Raw genomic sequence first — 20,293 nt, forward strand, 5'->3', positions numbered from 1 at the left:
AGTCCCTTTCCTCGCTGGGGTGCGGTTCACCGCTCCCGAGCGTGCCACTCGGGAGCGAGGACCGCCCAGACCTGCTTGTCGTGGCGCGTGCCCGCGTACGGCCACGCCTCGCGCCGCACGCCCTCCATGGTCATGCCGAGCCGCTTGGCCACCGCCGCGCTGCGGTCGTTGTCGGCCCGGCAGTGCCACTCGGCCCGGTGCAGGCCGCGGGTGCCGAACGCCCAGTCCAGCAGTGCGGACGAGGCCCGGGTGACCAGGCCGTGGCCCTCGCCGGAGGGCTCCAGCCAGCAGCCGACCTCGCAGGAGCCGAGGGCCGTGCTGAAGTCGGTGAACATCACGCCGCCGACCAGGGTGCCGTCCCGCCATATGCCGTAGAGGCGGCCGCCGTCGGCGGCCTGGCGGGCCGCGTACCGCTCCAGGGTGGCCCGCGCGCCCGGCAGGTCCGTGGTGACGAATCCGGCGCCGACCCACGGGCGGATGTGCTCGCGGGCGCGGTCCAGGTGCGCGGCGAACTCCTCGGCGTGCCAGGGCTCCAACGGAGCGAGGTGGGCGCCGTCGCGCAGCGGCAGCAGGAACATGGGGCCTCCCCGTTCGCATAACAAGTGTTACGGCAATGTACCGTGGCGGCATGCCACGCACCAAGGGAGATCACGAGGCCCGCAGACGGGACGTCTCCGAGGCGGTGTGGCGGGTCATGGCCGCGCGCGGCTTCGCGGGGCTGACGCTGCGTGCCGTCGCCGCCGAACTCGGCGCCACCACCGGCCTGCTCACCCACTACTTCCCGACCAAGCGGGCCCTGGTCGAGCACGCCCTCGACCTGCTCGACCGGCGCACCCGCGCCCGCCCGCGCCGTTCGAGCGGGCCGGGGCTCGCGGCGCTGCGGGACGCCCTGCTCGACATCCTGCCGCTGACCCCCGAGGCCGCCGACAGCAACCGCGTCTGGGTCTCCTCCTGGGACACCGCCCTCTCGGACCCCGCCCTGAGCGCCGACCACGCCCGCAGGTACGCGGAGAGCCGCACCCGCCTGGCCGGACGCGTGGCCGCCGCCCAGGCGCTCGGTGAACTGGCCCCCGGCGACCCGGCCGGGATCGCCACCCGCGCCCAGTCCTTCGTCCTCGGCCTGGTGGTGCAGGCCCTGCTCGCCCCGGCGGAGTTCCCGCCCGGGCGGCAGGTGGAACTGCTGGACGAGTACCTCGCCGCACTGGCCCCCCGTACCGGGTGAGCGGCGCGCGACCGCCCCGGACAGGCGGTGCGCGCGGGCTTCGCCGCCCGGCGGGGGCGCTGTGAGAGGCTGGATCGTATGAACCGGCTAGCCGACGTGACCTCGCCGTATCTGCTCCAGCACGCTGACAATCCGGTCGACTGGTACCCGTGGGGGCCGGAGGCTTTCGAGGAAGCGCGGCGGCGGAACGTGCCGATCCTGCTGTCGGTCGGGTACTCCGCGTGCCACTGGTGCCACGTCATGGCGCACGAGTCCTTCGAGGACCAGGCCACCGCCGACTACCTGAACGAGCACTTCGTCAGCGTGAAGGTGGACCGGGAGGAGCGGCCGGACGTCGACGCGGTGTACATGGAGGCCGTGCAGGCGGCGACCGGGCAGGGCGGCTGGCCCATGACGGTGTTCCTCACGCCGGAGGCCGAGCCCTTCTACTTCGGCACCTACTTCCCGCCCCGCCCCCGGCACGGCATGCCCTCCTTCCCGCAGGTGCTGGAGGGCGTCCACCAGGCGTGGGACGGACGGCGGGACGAGGTCACCGAGGTCGCCGGGAAGATCACGCGGGACCTCGCCCAGCGCGAGATCGTCCAGCAGGCGGCCGGGGTGCCGGGCGAGGAGGAGCTGGCGCAGGCGCTGCTCGGGCTCACCCGCGAGTACGACCCGCAGCGTGGCGGGTTCGGCGGCGCGCCGAAGTTCCCGCCGTCCATGGCGCTGGAGTTCCTGCTGCGCCACCACGCCCGCACCGGCTCCGAGGGCGCCCTGCAGATGGCGGCCGACACCTGCGAGCGGATGGCCCGCGGCGGCATCTACGACCAGCTCGGCGGCGGCTTCGCCCGCTACTCGGTGGACCGCGACTGGGTCGTGCCGCACTTCGAGAAGATGCTCTACGACAACGCCCTGCTCTGCCGGGTCTACGCCCACCTCTGGCGGGCCACCGGCTCCGACCTCGCCCGCCGCGTCGCGCTGGAGACCGCCGACTTCCTCGTTGGTGAACTGCGCACCGAGGAGGGCGGGTTCGCCTCCGCGCTGGACGCCGACAGCGACGACGGGAGCGGGAAGCACATCGAGGGCGCGTACTACGTCTGGACGCCCGAGAAGCTCCGAGCCCTCCTCGGGGACGAGGACGGCGACCTCGCCGCCGAGTACTTCGGCGTGACCGGTGAGGGCACCTTCGAGCACGGTCAGTCCGTGCTCCAACTGCCGCAGACGGAGCGGGTGTTCGATGCCGCCCGGATCGCCTCCGTCAAGGAGCGGATGCTGGCCGAGCGCTCCCGGCGGCCCGCGCCCGGCCGGGACGACAAGGTCGTCGCCGCCTGGAACGGCCTGGCCGTCGCCGCCCTCGCCGAGGCCGGCGCCTACTTCGGCCGCCCCGACCTCGTCGAGGCCGCCGTCGCCGCCGCCGACCACCTGGTCCGGGTCCACCTCGACGAGCACGGCCGGCTCACCCGGACCAGCCGGGACGGCCGCGCCGGGACCAACGCCGGGGTACTGGAGGACTACGCGGACGTCGCCGAGGGCTTCCTCGCGCTCGCCTCGGTGACCGGCGAAGGCGTGTGGCTGGACTTCGCCGGCCTCCTCCTCGACCAGGTGCTGACCCGCTTCACCGACCCGGAGACCGGCGCGCTGTACGACACGGCCTCCGACGCCGAGCAGTTGATCCGCCGCCCGCAGGACCCGACCGACAACGCGACCCCCTCCGGCTGGTCCGCCGCGACCGCCGCCCTGCTGTCCTACGCCGCGCACACCGGCTCCGAGGCCCACCGGACGGCCGCCGAACGCGCCCTCGGCGTGGTCAAGGCGCTCGGGCCGCGGGTGCCCCGGTTCATCGGCTGGGGCCTCGCCGCGGCGGAGGCGCTCCAGGACGGCCCGCGCGAGGTGGCGGTCGTCGGACCGTCCCTCGGCGACGAGCGGACCGCGGCCCTGCACCGCACGGCCCTCCTCGCCACGGCCCCCGGCGCGGTCGTCGCGGCCGGCACCCCGGACGGCGACGAGTTCCCCCTGCTCGCCCACCGCCCCCTGGTGGACGGCGCACCGGCCGCCTACGTCTGCCGGGACTTCACCTGCGAGGCCCCGGTGACCGACCCCGGCGCGCTGCGCACGGCACTGGGTGGCCGCTGACCGGACCGGGTACGCCCGACGGCTACTTCCCGTACACCTGTTCCCGCTACGATGCGCTGCCCGCCGCCCCGGCGAAGGGGTGGCGGGTTCATCGCGTCCTGTGGGGGGAAGCCCGTGTTCGTGCTGTCCGTACTGCTGCTCGTGGCGGCGGTCGTGCTGTTCTTCGTCGGAAGAAGCCGGGACGAGACCGGCTGGTGGATCGGTGCCGCCCTCAGTGCCCTGGGCGGGGTTCTTGCCGCGCTCTTCGCCTGCGTCCACGTGGTCAGCGCCTACGAGGTCGGCGTGCCGGTGACGTTCGGCCGGGTCGGTACCCCGCTGGGCTCCGGCATGCACCTGAAGTCGCCGTTCACCGACGTCACCTCCTTCTCCACCCGCCCGGTGGACCTCGACCTGGGCGGTGACGACGTCGTCGAGGTCCGCTCCTCGCAGGGCGGGGTGCTGTACGCCGACGTCACCGTCAAGTGGGCGGTCGTGCCGGGCAAGGCGGTCGCGCTGTACCGGCTGGCCGGCAGCGAGGACGCCGTGCAGGAGCGGCTGGTGCTGCCCGACAGCCGCGAGATCATCCGCAACGTCTTCGCCAAGCACACCAGCGAGGAGGGGTACGCCTCCGCCCGCGAGCGGATCAGCGGCGAGATCGAGAGCCAGGTGAAGGAGCGGCTGGCGCCGCGCGGGATCGACGTCACCACCGTCAACCTGCGCAACGTCCGCCCGTCCAAGCAGCTGCAGGGCCAGATCGACAAGAAGATCCAGCAGGAGCAGGCCACCGAGCGCGCCGTCGAGGCCGCGCGGACCGCGAAGGCGGAGGCGGAGCGCAAGCGGATCGACGCCGAGGGCACGGCCCGCGCCAACAAGATCCTGGAGCGCTCCCTGAGCGACAAGGTGCTCTACAACCAGTGCCTGGACGCCTTCCGGGAGGCCGCCAAGTCCCACCCGGTGTACGCCGTCCCGTGCGGCTCCGGCTCCGGCGGCAGCCCGGTCATCGTGGACGGTACGAAGAACTAGCTACCCGCTAAGAAAGCTCCGAACGGAACCGCACCGCCTCCGCCACGATCGCCTCCAACTGCTCGTGGTGCGCGCCCTTCCAGTAGGCGCGGCCGCAGTCGCCGCAGGCGGCGAACACGTCGTAGGTGTCGCGGGTGCCGGCCTCCAGGCGGTCGGCCACCTGGGACTTGGTGGCCGGACGAAGGGGGCCGTTGCAGGCGGTGCAGCGGGACCAGGGGGACAGCTCGGGGGCGAAGCGTTCCAGCACGTCCCGGAGCTGCTGCTCGGGCCGGGTGCTGTACACGTACGCCCCGGACCACAGCTCGCGGCGGCGCAGCAGGCCCCGGTCGCGGCTGAGCAGGACCCGGCGCTCGGCCGCCGAGCGCGCGGCGAGCGCCGGGTCGCCGATGTCGGTGGACTCGTAGGCGGTGTCCACGCCGAGCAGGCGCATGCGGCGGGCCAGTGTGCCGAGGTGCACGTCGAGCAGGAAGCGCAAGGGGGCGCCGGGCACGTGCTGGGGGCGGGGGACCGGGCCGACGTGGACGGACTCGCCGTCGGCCGGGACGTGGGCGCGGGGGACCTCCCGGCCGTCCACCGTCAGGGTGCCGACCTCGGTCAGCGGGATGCCCAGGGACTCCACGACATGGCCGAGGGAGGAGACGCCGTCGACACCGAGTCCGGCGACGCCCGCCCGGTGCGCGTGCGGCACGAACAGGTGCAGGTCCGGGGCGACTTCGAGGTGGATCACGGGTCCGTTCACCCGCTCAGGATGGCACGCGCCCTGGAGACCCTCAGGAGTGCTGGTACGCGACCAGCGAGATGCCGACGTAGTGCACGATGAACGCGGCGAGGGTGAGGGAGTGGAAGACCTCGTGGAAGCCGAACCAGCGCGGTGAGGGGTTGGGCTTCTTGATGCCGTAGACCACGCCCCCGGCGCTGTAGAGCAGTCCGCCGACGACCACCAGGACCAGGACGGCGACGCCGCCGGTGCGCATGAAGTCGGGCAGGAAGAAGACGGCCGCCCAGCCCATGGCGATGTAGCACGGGGTGTACAGCCAGCGTGGCGCGCCGACCCAGAAGACGCGGAAGGCGATGCCCGCCAGGGCGGCCGCCCAGATCCCCCACAGCAGCCACTGGCCCTTGGTGCCCGGCAGGAGCAGCAGGGTGAGCGGGGTGTAGGTGCCCGCGATGATCAGGAAGATGTTGGAGTGGTCGAGCCGGCGCAGCACGCGGTCGGCGCGGGGGCTCCAGTCGCCCCGGTGGTACAGCGCGCTGACCCCGAAGAGCAGGCAGGCCGTCAGGGCGTAGATCCCGCAGGCGATCCGGCCCCGGGTGGAGTCGGCGAGGGCGGTGAGCACCAGGCCCGCGATGAGTGCGGCCGGGAACATGCCCAGGTGCAGCCAGCCACGGAGCCGGGGCTTGACGGGTTCCGGCAGGGAGAGCGCGGCGGAGACGGACGCAGTCATGCAACGCATCGTACCTACGGGACCGTAAGTTACGGATCAGTCCCCCTGCGTGGGCGGCCGGGGGAGGACCCCGGTCAAGATCCATCGTCTCACGCCCGCTCCGGCGCCCGCGCGTAAAAAATCCGCCATGTACATCCCAGGCGGACGCAAAGAGGTGCGCATGTCAGCAGGACGGACGCGCAACGCGCCGGTTCGGGGGTACTCGCTCACCTGTGACGCCCTCTGGACATATGCGCACTCGCATCGGATGATCAAATGAGTGCGGTCGGTACCGGATGAGCGGTGACCCCATCGGGGTCGCCGTCTGGCATCCGGGCCGCAGCCCCCAAGGGGCCGAGAGAATCCCTCACCAGGGCCATAAACCCTCACTTAGGAGCGATCGTGGCGCGCGACAACGCGGCTCCCACCGTCATCCCGACCACTCATCAGGAACTGATCTCGTGGGTCGACGAGATCGCCGAACTGACGCAGCCGGACAGCGTGGTCTGGTGTGACGGCTCCGAGGCCGAGTACGAGCGCCTGTGCGAGGAGCTCGTCGCCAAGGGCACCTTCACCCGGCTCGACCCCGTCAAGCGTCCGCACTCGTACCACGCGGCCTCCGACCCGACCGACGTCGCGCGGGTCGAGGACCGGACCTTCATCTGCTCCGAGAAGGAGGCCGACGCGGGCCCCACCAACCACTGGAAGGACCCCGCCGAGATGCGGGAGGTCTTCCAGGGGGCGAAGGGCGAGGGCGGCCTGTTCCGGGGCTCGATGCGCGGCCGCACGATGTACGTGGTGCCCTTCTGCATGGGCCCGCTCGGCTCCCCGCTCTCCGCGCTCGGCGTGGAGATCACCGACTCCGCCTACGTCGCCGCCTCGATGCGCACCATGACCCGCATGGGCAGCGCGGTGCTGGAGGAACTGGGCGCGGATGGCGACTTCGTCAAGGCCGTGCACACCCTCGGCGCCCCGCTGGAGCCGGGCGAGCGGGACGTGCCCTGGCCCTGCAACTCCACCAAGTACATCTCGCACTTCCCCGAGAGCCGCGAGATCTGGTCCTACGGCTCCGGCTACGGCGGCAACGCCCTGCTCGGCAAGAAGTGCTACGCCCTGCGCATCGCCTCCGTCATGGCCCGCGACGAGGGCTGGCTGGCCGAGCACATGCTCATCCTCAAGCTCACCCCGCCGCACGGCGAGTCCAAGTACGTCGCCGCCGCCTTCCCCTCCGCCTGCGGCAAGACCAACCTCGCCATGCTGGAGCCCACCGTCTCCGGCTGGAGCGTGGAGACCATCGGCGACGACATCGCCTGGATGCGCTTCGGCGAGGACGGCCAGCTGTACGCGATCAACCCCGAGGCCGGGTTCTTCGGCGTCGCGCCCGGCACCGGTGAGCACACCAACGCCAACGCGATGAAGACCCTGTGGGGCAACGCGGTCTTCACCAATGTCGCCCTCACCGATGACGGCGACGTGTGGTGGGAGGGGATGACCGAGGAGCGGCCCGCGCACCTGACCGACTGGAAGGGCAACGACTGGACGCCGGACTCCGGCACCCCGGCCGCCCACCCCAACGCCCGCTTCACGGTTCCCGCCGGGCAGTGCCCGATCATCGCGCCCGAGTGGGAGGACCCGCGCGGCGTGCCGATCTCGGCGATCCTCTTCGGCGGCCGCCGGGCCAGCGCGGTCCCGCTGGTGACGGAGTCCTTCGACTGGAACCACGGCGTGTTCCTGGGCGCCAACGTGGCCAGCGAGAAGACCGCCGCCGCCGAGGGCAAGGTCGGCGAGCTGCGCCGCGACCCCTTCGCCATGCTGCCGTTCTGCGGCTACAACATGGGCGACTACATGGCCCACTGGATCGACGTGGCCAAGGACAAGGACCCGGCGAAGCTGCCGCGGATCTACTACGTCAACTGGTTCCGCAAGGACGGCGAGGGCAGGTTCGTCTGGCCGGGCTTCGGCGAGAACAGCCGCGTCCTGAAGTGGATCGTGGACCGCCTCGACGGCCGCGCCGAGGGTGTCGAGACGCCGATCGGTGTGCTGCCGGCCAAGGGCGCCCTGGACACCGAGGGCCTGGACCTCTCCGAGGCGGAGCTGGACTTCCTGCTCACCGTCGACAAGGACGTGTGGCGTGAGGAGGCGTCCCTGGTGCCCGAGCACCTCAACACCTTCGGCGACCACACGCCCAAGGAGCTGTGGGACCAGTACCGGGCCCTGGTCGAGCGCCTGGGCTGAGCCGGGTCAGCGGGCCGCGCTGAGTTCCCTCGGCGCGGCCGGCGCGGCGGCGTGGGCGTCCATCCGCTCCGCGGCCAGGATGGCGGCGGCCGTGTCCGCGCGGGACGCGGCGACGACCAGGGCGCGGCCGGCCAGCATGTGGGCCCTGCGGTGCAGCGGCGCCCGGTCCCCGGCCGCGCCGGCCGGCGCCCGCACCGGGGCGTGGCCCCCGCGGAGCCGGGCCACCTCGGCCGAGAGCCGCTCGGCGGCCGCGTCCAGCTCGGCATCGGCGGACGGGCCGCGCAGCTCGTCGGTGACGGCGAGCAGGGCGGCGAGGTGCCCGGCGAGCTGGAGGTCCAGCTCCTCGTCGCGGGTGCGGTGCGGGAAGTCCGGGGCCGCCGGGGTGCTGTGGACCGACTTGGTGCGGATCGGTTCGTACATGGGACGGCCTCCTCAGCGCTGGCAGGAAGCCATCCTAGCTTGGATTCTGTCTAAAGTTGAGCCGAGTCACGGACGGCGGTCCCGTGGCTACGGCCGGTGTCGCGGCGGTGCTACGGCTGGCCGTACCCGTCCAGGAACGTCCCGATCCGCGTCACCGCGTCGGTCAGATCGGCCACGTTGGGCAGGGTGACGACCCGGAAGTGATCGGGCTCGGGCCAGTTGAAGCCGGTGCCCTGGACCACCATGATCTTCTCCTCGCGCAGCAGGTCGAGGACCATCTGCCGGTCGTCCCTGATCTTGAAGACCTTCGGGTCGAGGCGGGGGAAGAGGTACAGCGCGCCCTTGGGGCGTACGCAGCTCACGCCGGGAATCCGCGTGAGCAGCTCGTACGCCGTGTCCATCTGCTCCTTCAGCCGGCCGCCCGGCAGTACCAGGTCGTCGATCGTCTGGCGCCCGCTGAGCGCGGCGACCACGCCGTGCTGGCCCGGCATGTTGGCGCACAGCCGCATGTTGGCCAGGATCGTCAGGCCCTCCAGGTAGGAGTCGGCGTGCGCGCGCGGGCCGGAGACGGCCATCCAGCCGACCCGGTATCCGGCCACCCGGTACGCCTTCGACATGCCGTTGAAGGTGAGGGTGAGCAGGTCGGGGGCGACCTTGGCGGTGGGGGTGTGGACCGCGCCGTCGTAGAGGATCTTGTCGTAGATCTCGTCGGAGCAGACCAGCAGGTTGTGGCGGCGGGCGATGTCGGTCAGGCCCCTGAGCATCGCCTCGTCGTAGACCGCGCCCGTGGGGTTGTTCGGGTTGATGATCACCAGGGCCTTGGTGCGGTCGGTGATCTTGCGCTCGATGTCGGCGAGGTCGGGCATCCAGTCGGCCTGCTCGTCGCACCGGTAGTGCACCGCGGTGCCGCCGGACAGCGAGACGGCCGCCGTCCACAGGGGGTAGTCGGGGGCGGGTACGAGGACCTCGTCGCCGTCGTCGAGCAGGGCCTGCATGGCCATCACGATCAGCTCGGAGACGCCGTTGCCGATGAAGACGTGCTCGACGTCGGTCTCGATGCCGAGGGTCTGGTTGTGCATGACCACCGCGCGGCGGGCGGCCAGCAGCCCCTTGGCGTCGCCGTAGCCGTGGGCCGTGGAGACGTTGCGGAGGATGTCCTCCAGGATCTCCGGGGGGCACTCGAAGCCGAAGGCGGCCGGGTTGCCGGTGTTGAGCTTCAGGATGCGGTGACCGGCCGCCTCCAGTCGCATCGCCTCCTCGAGCACCGGGCCCCGGATCTCGTAACAGACGTTGGCGAGCTTGGTCGACTGGATCACCTGCATGCCCGCGAGCTTACGGCCCGGTCGTGCCCGGTGGACGGTGTTTTCCACCACGTGTCCCGCCGCCGGCCCCGGGTGCGGAACGGCCGGGTTCGCGGCGGTATCTCCCGTGCGCTCAACTCCGTGTCCGCGCGCATGCGTTGACGCCCGGCGGGGAAAGGGCCCCTCGGGCCGGCACTCTTGTCCTCCCTCGCCCCTCTCGTGACAATGTGCATGACAATTCACGAAGAGGGGACCCCCACATGAACAAGCCTCTCCTGGCCGCGCTCTCCGCCGTGGCGCTCGCCGGGTTCGGCGCGACCCCGGCCCTGGCCGCGCCGCAGGCCAAGGCGGTGACCGTCGACTTCGCCGGGACCGTGTCGCTCAGCAACTGCTCCGGCTCGGTCGTCCGGCTGCCGAACTCGGCGGACAGCGACCCCGCGCTCGTCATGAGCAACGGGCACTGCCTGGAGACCGGCTTCCCCGAGCCCGGCGAGGTCATCACCGGCCAGTCCTCCAGCCGCACCTTCGGCCTGCTGAACTCGGCCGGCACCAAGGTGGCCACGCTCCGGGCCAACCAGGTCGTCTACTCCACGATGACGGACACCGACGTCACCCTGTACCGGCTGACCACCAGCTACGCGGCGATCCGGAGCTCCTACGGCATCAACGCGCTGCCCCTGAGCAACACCCACCCCGTCGCCGGAAGCGCCATCAAGGTGGTCTCCGGCTACTGGAAGCGGATCTACTCCTGCAACGCGGACGGGTTCGTGTACCGGCTGAAGGAGGGCGACTGGACCTGGAAGGACTCGCTGCGCTACACCTCCGCCTGCAACACCATCGGCGGCACCTCCGGCTCCCCGGTGATCGACACCGCCACCGGCAAGGTCGTCGCCGTCAACAACACGGGCAACGAGGACGGCCAGTCCTGCACCGAGAACAACCCCTGCGAGGTCGACCAGAACGGCAAGGTCACCGTCCGCCAGGGCATCAACTACGCGCAGGAGACCTACCAGATACCGGCCTGCTTCACGACCGGCAACCGGCTCGACCTCAGCGCGGCCGGCTGCACCCTGCCCAAGCCCTGACCGTCGCCCCCTGCCGTCACACCGGGGTACGGCGCACCGACCGGCCCGCCAGCACGTCGGTGCGCCGCCCGTCCTCGATGACGAACCGTCCGTCGACCAGCACGTGCGGAATCCCGGTGGGCAGTGTCCTCGGCTCCGCGAAGGTGGACCCGGCGGCGACCGTGGCCGGGTCGAACAGCACCAGGTCGGCGCGGTACCCCTCGCGCACCAGGCCCCGGTCCGGCAGCCGCAGCCGGGCCGCGGGCCGCGAGGTCAGCCGGGCGACGCACTCCTGAAGCGACAGCACCCCCAACTCCCGGACGTAGGTGCCGAGATAGCGCGGGAAGGTGCCGTAGGCGCGTGGGTGCGGCTTGGTGCCCTGGAGGATGCCGTCCGAGCCGCCGGTGTGCGCGCGGTGGCGCATGATCGCGCGGACGTTCTCCTCGTGCCCGACGTGCTGGAGGATCGTGGTGCCGAGCCGGTCCTCGACCAGCAGGTGCCGGACGGTCTCCCAGGGCTCCTCGCCGCGTGCCGCGGCCGCCTCCTCCACGGTCCGGCCGACGTAGGCGGTCAGCGCCGGATCGGTCACGCCCGAGATCTCGATCGTCTCCCACTGCGCGGGTACGCCGTGGCAGCCGTCGGAGCCGGTGACCTCCAGGTCGTGCCGGACGCGCCGCGCGGTCTCCGGGTCGGTGAGCCGGGCCAGGATCTCCGCGGGGCCGCCCTCGCTCGCCCAGCTGGGCAGCAGCGCGGCCAGGGTGGTGGAGCCGGGGGTGTAGGGATACGTGTCCAGGGTGAGGTCGGCGCCCGCGTCCAGGGCCGCGTCCAGCAGGGCGAGCAGCTCGGGTGCGCGGCCCTCGTTGACGCCGAAGTTCATGGTGGCGTGGGCCAGGTGCAGCGGGCAGCCCGCCTCACGGGTGAGGGCGACCATCTCGGCGTACGCCTGAAGGGCGCCCGCGCCGTAGGAGCGGTGGTGGGGGCAGTAGTAGCCGCCGTAGGAGGCCACCACCCGGCACAGCTCGGTCAGTTCGGCGTCGTTCGCGTACATGCCGGGGGTGTAGGTGAGGCCGGAGGAGAGGCCGACCGCGCCCTGTTCGAGGCCCTCCGCGACCAGGTGCCGCATCCGGTCCAGCTCGGCCGGGGTCGCCGGGCGGTCCTCCCAGCCGACGACCAGCGCGCGGACCGTGCCCTGCGGGATCAGGTAGGCCGCGTTGACCGCGATGCCCTGATCGAGCCGGTCCAGGTACTCGCCGACCGAGCGCCAGTCCATGTCGAGGTCGTCGCCGTAGCCGTTCCAGCCGGTGATGGCCCGGCGGACCTCCTCCAGGGTGCGGTCGTCGACGGGGGCGTACGACAGGCCGTCCTGGCCCAGCACTTCGAGGGTGACGCCCTGCGCGGCCTTGGCGCTGTGGTCCGGGTCGCGCAGCAGGGCCAGGTCGGAGTGGGCGTGCATGTCGATGAAGCCGGGGGAGAGGGCCAGGCCCTCCGCGTCCAGCTCGCGCCGGGCGGTCGGGCGCTGGCAGCCCGCCGCCGCGGCCTCCTTGACGATGGAGACGATCCGGCCGCCGTCGACCACCACGTCGGCGCGGTAGGCGGGCCCCCCGCCGCCGTCGACGACGTCGGCGTCCCGGATGACGAGTTCTGCCACGGCTGCGGCCTCCCTAGAAGAACGTGCGGACGTATTCCACGACCGTGCCGTCCGCCTCGGCCACGGGGATGAGCTGCCACTTGTCGAAGCTGGTGCAGGGGTGGGACAGGCCGAAGCCGATCCAGTCGCCCACCATGACATCGGCCTCGGGTGTGGTGGCCAGCCACATGTGCTGGTCCGACAGGGCGGTCACGGTGACGCCGGTGGCGGGGTGCTCGGCGCCGTCCCGGCGCACCACCTGCGCCTCGGGCCGGTCCAGGTCGTACGCGGCGTCCCGCTTGCCCGCGTTGACGAACGCCTGGCCGGGTTCGGGGCGGGAGACCACCTGGGCCCACAGCCGGAACGCGGGCTCCAGCGTGCCCTCCTCCGGGACCCGGTTGAAGGGGGTGATCCGGCGGTAGTGGCCGTCGTCGTGCGAGACGTAGGCGCCGGAGCGGAGCAGCTTCAGCACCGGGCGGGACAGCCCGGGCACCTCGGCGAACACCTCGGCCACCGTGTCGAACCAGGCGCTGCCGCCCGCGCTCACCACGATCTCGTCCGCCTCGCCGAAGAGGCCCCCGGCGTCCAGGGCGGCGGCGAGCGCGGTGAGCCGGCGCAGGTAGGCCGCGACCCGCTCCGGGTCGGCCTTCGGCACCTCGCCCTCGTACCCCGCCACGCCGACCAGGCGCAGGGTGCCGGTGGCGGCCACGGCGGCGGCGATCTCCGCGCACGCGGCCTCGGTGCGGGCGCCGGTGCGGGCGCCCTCCCCGGCGGCCAGCTCCACGACCACGTCCAGCGGGCGGGCGGCGCCGGCGAGGGCCGCGTCCATCAGCTCGACCCCGCGCACGGAGTCGACGTAGGTGACGAGGCGGAAGTCCGGGTCGGCCGCCAGCTCGGCGGCGATGCGGCGCAGGGCGGCGGCGTCCACCAGCTCGTTGGCGAGGAAGATCCGCCGGACGCCGAACTCCCGTGCCACCCATACCTGGTGGGGCGCCGCGACGGTGATGCCCCAGGCGCCGTGCTCGATCTGCCGGGCGAACAGCTGCGGTGCCATGGAGGTCTTGCCGTGCGGGGCGAAGGCGAGGCCGTGCCGGGCGGCGTAGGTCTCCATGAGCGCGAGGTTGTGCTCCAGGCGCTCGGCGGACAGTGCGAGGACGGGGGTGGCGAAGCCGTCGGTGAACAGGTTGCGGCGCTCGGCGGCCAGCTCGCCCACCGTCAGCCCGGCGGCGTCCGGCGGAAGGCCCTTGAAACGGTGGTCGACCCGTTCCCCGGCGAGCTGGGCCAGGGCTTCGGAGCCGGTCTCACGAGCCATGCGAGCCTCCTGATCAGCAGCGTTGCACTCCATGCAACGTCCATTGCGTATGTCGCTCAGAGCTGTCTAACATCTCGGCCAACACGGGGTCAACGAAGTCGTCACCCCGGAAAGCCCAGGGACCATCGACGAGGAGCCGAACCATCGTGACCGCCGACGGACAGTCCAGCGCCGCCCCCGACACCGTGGATGTCGTGGCGCTCGGCGAGTCCATGGTCACCTTCCTCCCCGACCGGCCCGGCCGCCTCGCCGACGTGCCCGCCTTCCGGCGGGGGATCGGCGGCGCCGAGTCCAACGTCGTCTGCACCCTCGCCGCCGCCGGCCACCCCGCCCGCTGGGTCAGCCGGGTCGGCGCCGACGGCTTCGGGCAGCACCTGGTCGAGAAGATCGGCTCCTACGGCGTCGACACGGGCGCGGTCCGCGTGGACCCGGCCCGCCCCACCGGCGTCTACTTCCGCACCGCCGCCGACCGGGCCACCGACGCCCACGAAGTCGCCTACTACCGCGCCGGATCGGCCGCCTCCGCCATGGCCGCCGACAACACCGACCGCGCCGCGCTGGACGCGGGCCGCGTGCTGCACCTGTCCGGGATCACCGCCGCGCTGTCGCCGGGATGCCGGGAGCTGCTGCACGAGCTGACCGCGCCGCGCGAGGGACGCCCGGTGGTGTCCTTCGACGTCAACCACCGGCCCGGCCTGTGGCGCGAGGGCGACGACGCCCTGGTGCTGCTGGACCTGGCCCGGCGGGCCGACATCGTGTTCGTCGGCACCGACGAGGCGGAGGACGCCTGGGGCACGCGGGGCGGGGTCGAGGCCGTACGGCGGCTGCTGCCCGGACCCCGGGTGCTGGTCGTCAAGGAGGGCCCGGACGGCGCGACGGCCTTCGAGCGCACGGCGACCGGTGAGCACGCGGTCCGCGTGCCCGCCCTCGCCGTCGACGTCGTGGCCACCGTCGGCGCGGGCGACGCCTTCGCCGCGGGCTTCCTCTCCGCCACCCTGCGCGGGCTGCCCGTGCGCGACCGGCTGCGGCACGGCCACCTCATGGCCGCCGCCGCCCTCACCGTCCCCGGTGACCTCGCCGACCCGCCCGCCTGTGACCACGCCGACCGGCTGGCCGCCCTGGACGAGACGGCGTGGGGGAGACTGCGACTCGGCCCCGGCTGGACCGGCGCCGACCAGGTCACCGAAGGAACGAGCACCTCATGAGCCAGACCGTCGACCGCGCCCTGAGCATCCTCCCGCTGCTCGCGGAGGGACCCGCCGACCTCGGCCAGGTCGCCGAGCGGCTCGGCGTGCACAAGTCCACCGCGCTGCGCCTGCTGCGCACCCTGCACGAACACGGCCTGGTCTACCGCCAGTCCGACCAGCGCTACCGGCTCGGCGCCCGCCTCTTCGCCCTCGCCCAGGAGGCGATGGAGAACCTCGACATCCGCGAGATCGCCCACCCCCACCTCGTCCGGCTCAACGAGGAGTGCGGGCACACCGTGCACCTCGCCGTGCACGAGGAGGGCGAGGTGCTCTACATCGACAAGGTGGACAGCCGCTACCCGGTGCGCATGTACTCGCGCGTCGGCAAGCCGGTCGCCATCACGGTCGCCGCCGTCGCCAAGCTGCTGCTGGCCGATCTGCCCGAGGGCGAGCGGCGGGCGCTGGCGGAGAAGCTCGAATACCCCCTGTACACGGCCCGTTCCACCCCCAACGCGGGCGCTTTCCTGCGCGAGTTGGAGAAGGTGCGCGAACAGGGCTGGGCCACCGACCTCGGTGGCCACGAGGAGTCCATCAACTGTGTCGCGGCCCCCGTCCGGGGCGCCGACGGCCGGGTGGTCGCCGCGATGTCGGTCTCCGCGCCGAACGTGGTCGTCACCGCCGACGAACTCCTCACCCTGCTCCCGCGGGTGCGCCGCACGGCGGACGCGATCAGCGGCGAGTACTCCGGAAGAACCCCAGTGAAGGACCCCACCGCATGACCGACAAGATCGCCCTGACCCCCAAGACCCACACCGTGCCGCCCGCGAAGTTCTCGCACGGCGTCAGGAAGGGCAACATCCTCCAGGTCGCCGGCCAGGTCGGCTTCCTGCCCGCCGAGGAGGGCCAGGCCCCCACCCCCGCCGGTCCCACCCTGCGCGAGCAGACCCTGCAGACCCTCGCCAACGTCAAGGCGATCCTCGAAGAGGGCGGCGCGGGCTGGGACGACGTGATGATGATCCGCGTCTACCTCACCGACGTGGACCACTTCGCCGAGATGAACGACATCTACAACACCTACTTCGGCGAGCAGGGCCTCACCCAGCCCCCCGCCGCCCGCACCACGGTCTACGTGGGCCTGCCCGCCGGGCTCCTCATCGAGATCGACGCGCTCGCCGTCCTCGGCTGAGCCCTCCCCGTACCGCACCACCCGCACGACGCACACGGCACGGCACCCCCTTCGGGTGCCGTGCCGCGCTCCACCCTGCCCGAAAGCCCGATGCACTTACCTCACTCACGCAGAGGACCTCCCTCTCATGTCCCTTCCGCTCGCCGCCGCACCCGCGCCCGCCGCACCACCCCACACCGGAGGACTGCTCCTCCTGCTGGACGGCACCCCCGGTCTGCTGACCGTCGCCGGCATCGGCATCGCCCTGCTGCTCTTCCTGATCATCAAGGTCCGGCTCCAGCCGTTCGTCGCGCTGCTCACCGTCTCCATAACCGTCGGCCTGCTCGCCGGTCTCTCGGTCACCGAACTCTTCGGCACCGTCCAGCGCTCCGACGCCGTCTCCACCATCGAGTCCGGCATGGGCGGCATCCTCGGCCACGTCGCCATCATCATCGGCCTGGGCACCATGCTCGGCGCGATCCTGGAGGTCAGCGGCGGCGCCGAGGTCCTCGCGGGGCGCCTGCTGCGGCTGTTCGGCGAGAAGCGGGCGCCGCTCGCCATGGGCCTGACCGGCCTCATCTTCGGCATCCCGGTCTTCTTCGACGTCGGCATCTTCGTCCTCGCGCCGCTCGTCTACGCGGCCGCCAAGCGGGGCGGCAAGTCGATCCTGCTGTACTGCCTGCCGCTGCTCGCGGGCCTGTCCATGACCCACGCCTTCCTGCCCCCGCACCCCGGCCCGGTGGCCGCGGCCGGACTGCTGCACGTGCAGCTCGGCTGGGTCGTGCTCATGGGGGTCGTCTGCGGCATCCCGGCGGTGCTGGCCGCGTGGGCGTTCGCCGCGTGGATCGGCCGCCGCATCTTCGTCCCCGTCCCGCAGGACATGGTCGAGGCGGCGGAGGAGGCCCGGCAGGCGGTCCTCGCCGAGCAGCGGGCCTCGGGCGTGGAGCCGGCGGAGAAGCCGGTCCCGCTGGGCACGGTCCTCGCCATCATCGGTACGCCGCTGATCCTGATCCTGGCCGCCACGTTCTCCTCGGTCGCGCTGGACCCGTCTACCGTGCGCTCGGTCATCGAGTTCTTCGGGCACCCCTTCGTCGCCCTCACCATCGCCCTGGTGCTCGCCTACTACCTGCTCGGCATCCGGCGCGGCTGGTCCCGCAAGTCCCTGGAGAACGTCTCCACCGCCTCCCTGAAGCCGGTCGGCAACATCCTGCTGGTGGTCGGCGCGGGCGGGGTCTTCGGCGCCGTCCTCAAGGCCAGCGGCGTCGCCCAGGCGCTCTCGGACACCTTCAACGGCGTCGGTCTGCCGGTGATCGTGCTGGCGTACCTGATCTCGCTGGTCCTGCGGGTCGCCCAGGGCTCGGCCACGGTCGCCATCGTGACGACGGCCGGTATCGTCGCCCCGCTGCTCGCCGAGGGCGACCACTCCCAGGCGTTCACCGCCCTGGTGATCATGGCCATCTCGGCGGGCTCCATCTTCGCCTCGCACGTCAACGACGGCGGCTTCTGGATGGTCGCCAAGTACTTCGGCATCTCGGAGCGGGACACGCTGAAGACGTGGACGGTCCTCGAATCGGTCCTCTCCGTCGCCGGGTTCGCCGTCGCGGCGGTCGTCAGCCTGTTCGTCTGACGGACACGACGGGGGACTTACCGGTGGGATACCGGCGGGAATGGAGCGCCGGGTGGTTCCGGCACAGGGAAGTCGTCCATACTGCCGCCGTGGAGCAGCGCATAGGATCGAGCAGCCAGCCCCTGAAGGGCGAGCCCGTCACGGGTGCCGGGTTCGACCCGGCCTTCATCCCCGGCCTGACGGGCTCCGCCGCCCAGGGGGAACCGGAGGACGCCGAGCCGACGGCCGAAGCGGCCGACTCGGCTGAGGCGGAAGGGAGTTCGGCGCCCGCGGAATCCGTTCCGGAGGAGGCCGAGGCGGCTGACGCCGAGGCGGAGTCCGCCGAGGAAGAGCCCGCGGAAGAGGGGCCCGTCTTCGAGGCCGCCGACCGCCGGGCGCGGATAGTCGCGGACCGGAAGGGCGTACGGCTCAGCCTGGACGCGGAGGAGTGCGAGTTCGGCTGGCCGGAGATCGCCGCCGTGGAGACGGAGACGGCCCGGTTCGGGAAGCGCTTCACCGTCACGGTGCACACCCCGGACCGCCGCTGGTACCCGATCGAGATCGAGGCCCCCTCCCGCGCGCGGTTCGCGGAGTGGGACGCCGGGATGGACGCGGTACTGGACGCGTACTTCGAGTCCGAGTGAACGACGGCGGTGCCCCGGCCTCCCCCTTGAGGGAAGCCGGGGCACCGCCCGTCTTCCGGTACCGCTACGGCATCCCGTGCACGTGCGGGCCGACCGCGCCGGACCAGGCGTTGCCCGCCGTCGCGTCCCAGTTGGTCGACCAGGTCATCGCGCCCCGCAGGTCCGGGTAGGTCCGGGCCGGCTTGAAGGAGCCGCAGCCCGTGCCCTTGGCCAGGCAGTCCAGCGCGTTGTTCACCACGGTGGGCGAGACGTACCCGCTGCCCGCGCCCCGGGTGGAGGCCGGCACACCGATGCCGACCTGGGAGGGCGCGAGCCCGCCCTCCAGCTGGATGCAGGCCAGCGCGGTCAGGAAGTCCACCGAGCCCTGGCTGTACACCTTGCCGTCGCAGCCCAGCATCGAACCGCTGTTGTAGTACTGCATGTTGACGACCGTGAGGATGTCCTTGATGTTCAGGGCCGTCTGGAAGTAGGAGCCGGACGTCGACTGCATGTCGATCGTCTGCGGCGCCATCGTGATGATCAGCGACGAGCCCGCCTTCGACGACAGCGACCGCAGCGCCTGCGTCATGTACGTCGGGTTGAGCCCGTTCTCCAGGTCGATGTCGACGCCGTCGAACCCGTAGGTCTGCATCAGCGAGTACACCGAGTTGGCGAAGTTGTTCGCCGAGGCGGTGTCGCTGACCGCGACCGTGCCGCGCTCGCCGCCGACGGAGACGATCACCTTCTTGCCCGCGGCCTGCTTGGCCCTGATGTCGGCCTTGAACTGGTCGACGGTGTAGCCGTTCAGCCCGGCCGAGTCCAGGGAGAAGCTCACCGCGCCCGGCGTGGAGGTGGCGTCCGCGAAGGCCACGGCGACGATGTCGTAGGCGGAGGGCACGTCGGAGATCTTCTGCACGGCCGCGCCGTTGTTGAAGTTCTGCCAGTACCCGGTCACCGCGTGCTTGGGCAGGTCGCCCTTGGGCACGGTCCCGCCGGAGGTGGTGGTCCCGGTCACCGAGGCCGACTTCGCGGACTCACCCGCCGAGTTGGCCGCCGTGACCTGGAAGGAGTACGAGGTCGACGCGGCGAGTCCGGTGACCGTGGCCGAGGTGCCGCTCACCGCGGTGACCTTGGTGCCGTTGCGGTACACGTTGTAGCCGCTCGCGCCCGACACCGTGTTCCAGGCCAGCGAGACCGACGACGAGGTGGTGCCGGACACCGCGAGACCGCCCGGCGTGCCCGGCACGGTGGGCGCCGGGTCACCGCCCCCGCCGCCGTCCGGGCCCTGCACCCGCACGTCGTCGGCGAAGTACGCGGCCTGCCCGTACCAGCCGTGGGTGTACACGGTGACCGAGGTGGTGGCGGAGCCCGTGGTGAACGTCGTCGAGAGCTGCTTCCACGACGAGCTGTCCGGGGTCCAGGTGGACACGTCGGTGGTGCCGGTGCCGGTCGCCCCGAGGTAGGCGTACCCGCCCTGAACCCACGCGCTCAGCGTGTAAGTGGAGTTGGGCTTCACCGCCACCGACTGGGTGCACTGGGCGTTGTCCTGCCCGGCGGGGGTGGCCTTCAGCGCGGCGGAACCGCCGTGCACCGGGGACGAGACGGTCGTCCCGCTGCCGGCCGAGCAGGTCCAGCCGGACAGGCCCGACTCGAAGCCGGCGTTCTTCGCGTTGTTGACGTCCGCCGCCGACGCCGGAGCGGCGGCCAGGCCCGCCAGGGCGAGGGCGAGAGCGGCGGTCACCGACCAGGCGCGGGCCCGGCCGCGCCCGCCGCGCGCGGGCATGACAGATACGAGGTCCAACTGGAGCCTCCAGTGGGGGAATTCGCGGGGGAGGGGAGTGGACGCCCGAGGCGCACCCCTGGTGGTACAAGTTGGTCCAGACCAATCTCGCTGTCAAGGGGCCGCGTCCGGTCCGCCCCCGGTCCGGTCGCGCAACCTGTCCCGCTTTGCCGGGAGTTGTGCCAGGAGAGTTCCCCACGAGCTACACAAACG

At 72.2% G+C, this 20,293-nt stretch carries 18 protein-coding genes; 10 read left to right on the plus strand and 8 right to left on the minus strand.

The annotated features are described in order from the left end of the window. Positions 1-26: 26 nt before the first annotated feature. Positions 27-578 carry a GNAT family protein gene (locus tag ABZ898_RS00200; protein ID WP_361651205.1) on the minus strand — a complete coding sequence of 184 codons (552 nt, stop codon included), beginning with the start codon at positions 576-578 and terminating at the stop codon, positions 27-29. Positions 579-628: 50 nt separating this feature from the next. On the opposite strand from ABZ898_RS00200, the gene ABZ898_RS00205 reads away from it, so the two are divergent. From ABZ898_RS00205 to ABZ898_RS00215, 3 genes are all read left to right on the plus strand, one after another. Beyond that, complete coding sequence (locus ABZ898_RS00205) at positions 629-1,222, plus strand: TetR/AcrR family transcriptional regulator (protein WP_361651207.1); 594 nt, start codon at positions 629-631, stop codon at positions 1,220-1,222. A gap of 78 nt (positions 1,223-1,300) precedes the next feature. After that, positions 1,301-3,334, plus strand: coding sequence for a thioredoxin domain-containing protein (locus ABZ898_RS00210; RefSeq protein WP_361651209.1), 2,034 nt, complete (start codon positions 1,301-1,303; stop codon positions 3,332-3,334). A 114-nt stretch (positions 3,335-3,448) separates the two neighbouring features. Continuing rightward, positions 3,449-4,336, plus strand: a complete 888-nt coding sequence (locus ABZ898_RS00215) for a prohibitin family protein (protein WP_361651211.1) — start codon at positions 3,449-3,451, stop codon at positions 4,334-4,336. Positions 4,337-4,343: 7 nt separating this feature from the next. On the opposite strand, the gene ABZ898_RS00220 is transcribed toward ABZ898_RS00215, so the two are convergent. Both ABZ898_RS00220 and ABZ898_RS00225 read right to left on the minus strand, forming a co-directional pair. Next, positions 4,344-5,075: a Mut7-C RNAse domain-containing protein gene (locus tag ABZ898_RS00220; protein ID WP_361651213.1), complete on the minus strand. Its 732-nt coding sequence runs from the start codon at positions 5,073-5,075 to the stop codon at positions 4,344-4,346. Positions 5,076-5,106: 31 nt separating this feature from the next. Next, positions 5,107-5,790, minus strand: a complete 684-nt coding sequence (locus tag ABZ898_RS00225) for a hemolysin III family protein (RefSeq protein ID WP_361651215.1) — start codon at positions 5,788-5,790, stop codon at positions 5,107-5,109. A 372-nt stretch (positions 5,791-6,162) separates the two neighbouring features. Here ABZ898_RS00225 and ABZ898_RS00230 point away from each other — a divergent pair, with 372 nt between their 5' ends. Beyond that, positions 6,163-7,995, plus strand: coding sequence for a phosphoenolpyruvate carboxykinase (GTP) (locus tag ABZ898_RS00230; protein ID WP_361651217.1), 1,833 nt, complete (start codon positions 6,163-6,165; stop codon positions 7,993-7,995). 6 nt (positions 7,996-8,001) lie between these two features. Here the strand turns inward: ABZ898_RS00230 and ABZ898_RS00235 are convergent, their stop codons facing one another. Both ABZ898_RS00235 and ABZ898_RS00240 read right to left on the minus strand, forming a co-directional pair. Then, complete coding sequence (locus ABZ898_RS00235; protein ID WP_361651219.1) at positions 8,002-8,415, minus strand: hypothetical protein; 414 nt, start codon at positions 8,413-8,415, stop codon at positions 8,002-8,004. Between the two features lie 110 nt (positions 8,416-8,525). Next, positions 8,526-9,737 carry a pyridoxal phosphate-dependent aminotransferase gene (locus tag ABZ898_RS00240; protein ID WP_361651221.1) on the minus strand — a complete coding sequence of 404 codons (1,212 nt, stop codon included), beginning with the start codon at positions 9,735-9,737 and terminating at the stop codon, positions 8,526-8,528. 239 nt (positions 9,738-9,976) lie between these two features. Between ABZ898_RS00240 and ABZ898_RS00245 the strand changes: the two genes are divergently transcribed. After that, positions 9,977-10,801 (plus strand): serine protease, encoded by an 825-nt coding sequence (locus tag ABZ898_RS00245; protein ID WP_361651223.1) that lies wholly within the window; start codon positions 9,977-9,979, stop codon positions 10,799-10,801. 16 nt (positions 10,802-10,817) lie between these two features. Here ABZ898_RS00245 and ABZ898_RS00250 read toward each other — a convergent pair whose 3' ends face one another. Together ABZ898_RS00250 and ABZ898_RS00255 are read right to left on the minus strand one after the other, a co-directional pair. After that, positions 10,818-12,428, minus strand: coding sequence for a D-aminoacylase (locus tag ABZ898_RS00250; protein ID WP_361651225.1), 1,611 nt, complete (start codon positions 12,426-12,428; stop codon positions 10,818-10,820). A 13-nt stretch (positions 12,429-12,441) separates the two neighbouring features. Beyond that, the gene (locus ABZ898_RS00255; RefSeq protein ID WP_361651227.1) at positions 12,442-13,719 is read right to left on the minus strand and encodes an alanine racemase; all 1,278 of its coding nucleotides are present in this window, start codon (positions 13,717-13,719) and stop codon (positions 12,442-12,444) included. A 146-nt stretch (positions 13,720-13,865) separates the two neighbouring features. Here ABZ898_RS00255 and ABZ898_RS00260 point away from each other — a divergent pair, with 146 nt between their 5' ends. The 5 genes from ABZ898_RS00260 (at position 13,866) to ABZ898_RS00280 (ending at position 18,321) form a co-directional block, all read left to right on the plus strand. After that, positions 13,866-14,924: a sugar kinase gene (locus ABZ898_RS00260; RefSeq protein ID WP_361651229.1), complete on the plus strand. Its 1,059-nt coding sequence runs from the start codon at positions 13,866-13,868 to the stop codon at positions 14,922-14,924. Beyond that, on the plus strand, positions 14,921-15,685 hold the full coding sequence (locus tag ABZ898_RS00265) for an IclR family transcriptional regulator (protein ID WP_361651231.1): 765 nt from the start codon (positions 14,921-14,923) through the stop codon (positions 15,683-15,685). Before ABZ898_RS00260 ends, ABZ898_RS00265 begins: the two co-directional genes overlap by 4 nt. Further along, the gene (locus ABZ898_RS00270; RefSeq protein WP_361651233.1) at positions 15,682-16,092 is read left to right on the plus strand and encodes a RidA family protein; all 411 of its coding nucleotides are present in this window, start codon (positions 15,682-15,684) and stop codon (positions 16,090-16,092) included. The genes ABZ898_RS00265 and ABZ898_RS00270 overlap by 4 nt, the downstream gene beginning before the upstream one ends. 127 nt (positions 16,093-16,219) lie before the next feature. Beyond that, positions 16,220-17,698, plus strand: a complete 1,479-nt coding sequence (locus tag ABZ898_RS00275) for a gluconate:H+ symporter (RefSeq protein ID WP_361651235.1) — start codon at positions 16,220-16,222, stop codon at positions 17,696-17,698. Positions 17,699-17,787: 89 nt separating this feature from the next. Continuing rightward, complete coding sequence (locus ABZ898_RS00280; RefSeq protein ID WP_361651237.1) at positions 17,788-18,321, plus strand: hypothetical protein; 534 nt, start codon at positions 17,788-17,790, stop codon at positions 18,319-18,321. 64 nt (positions 18,322-18,385) lie between these two features. Here ABZ898_RS00280 and ABZ898_RS00285 read toward each other — a convergent pair whose 3' ends face one another. Further along, positions 18,386-20,083 (minus strand): glycoside hydrolase family 18 protein, encoded by a 1,698-nt coding sequence (locus tag ABZ898_RS00285; protein ID WP_361652241.1) that lies wholly within the window; start codon positions 20,081-20,083, stop codon positions 18,386-18,388. Positions 20,084-20,293: the final 210 nt, after the last annotated feature.

It is taken from the genome of Streptomyces sp. NPDC046860 (assembly GCF_040645115.1).
In the GTDB taxonomy this organism is placed as follows: domain Bacteria; phylum Actinomycetota; class Actinomycetes; order Streptomycetales; family Streptomycetaceae; genus Streptomyces.

Bases quoted from the DNA above. Each gene is read 5' to 3' on its own strand.
- ABZ898_RS00270 (WP_361651233.1), top strand. From the start codon at position 15,682: ATGACCGACAAGATCGCCCTGACCCCCAAGACCCACACCGTGCCGCCC.
- ABZ898_RS00255 (WP_361651227.1), bottom strand. From the start codon at position 13,719: ATGGCTCGTGAGACCGGCTCCGAAGCCCTGGCCCAGCTCGCCGGGGAA.
- ABZ898_RS00265 (WP_361651231.1), top strand. From the start codon at position 14,921: ATGAGCCAGACCGTCGACCGCGCCCTGAGCATCCTCCCGCTGCTCGCG.
- ABZ898_RS00200 (WP_361651205.1), bottom strand. From the start codon at position 578: ATGTTCCTGCTGCCGCTGCGCGACGGCGCCCACCTCGCTCCGTTGGAG.
- ABZ898_RS00225 (WP_361651215.1), bottom strand. From the start codon at position 5,790: ATGCGTTGCATGACTGCGTCCGTCTCCGCCGCGCTCTCCCTGCCGGAA.
- ABZ898_RS00205 (WP_361651207.1), top strand. From the start codon at position 629: ATGCCACGCACCAAGGGAGATCACGAGGCCCGCAGACGGGACGTCTCC.
- ABZ898_RS00240 (WP_361651221.1), bottom strand. From the start codon at position 9,737: ATGCAGGTGATCCAGTCGACCAAGCTCGCCAACGTCTGTTACGAGATC.
- ABZ898_RS00235 (WP_361651219.1), bottom strand. From the start codon at position 8,415: ATGTACGAACCGATCCGCACCAAGTCGGTCCACAGCACCCCGGCGGCC.
- ABZ898_RS00285 (WP_361652241.1), bottom strand. From the start codon at position 20,083: ATGCCCGCGCGCGGCGGGCGCGGCCGGGCCCGCGCCTGGTCGGTGACC.
- ABZ898_RS00275 (WP_361651235.1), top strand. From the start codon at position 16,220: ATGTCCCTTCCGCTCGCCGCCGCACCCGCGCCCGCCGCACCACCCCAC.
- ABZ898_RS00210 (WP_361651209.1), top strand. From the start codon at position 1,301: ATGAACCGGCTAGCCGACGTGACCTCGCCGTATCTGCTCCAGCACGCT.
- ABZ898_RS00245 (WP_361651223.1), top strand. From the start codon at position 9,977: ATGAACAAGCCTCTCCTGGCCGCGCTCTCCGCCGTGGCGCTCGCCGGG.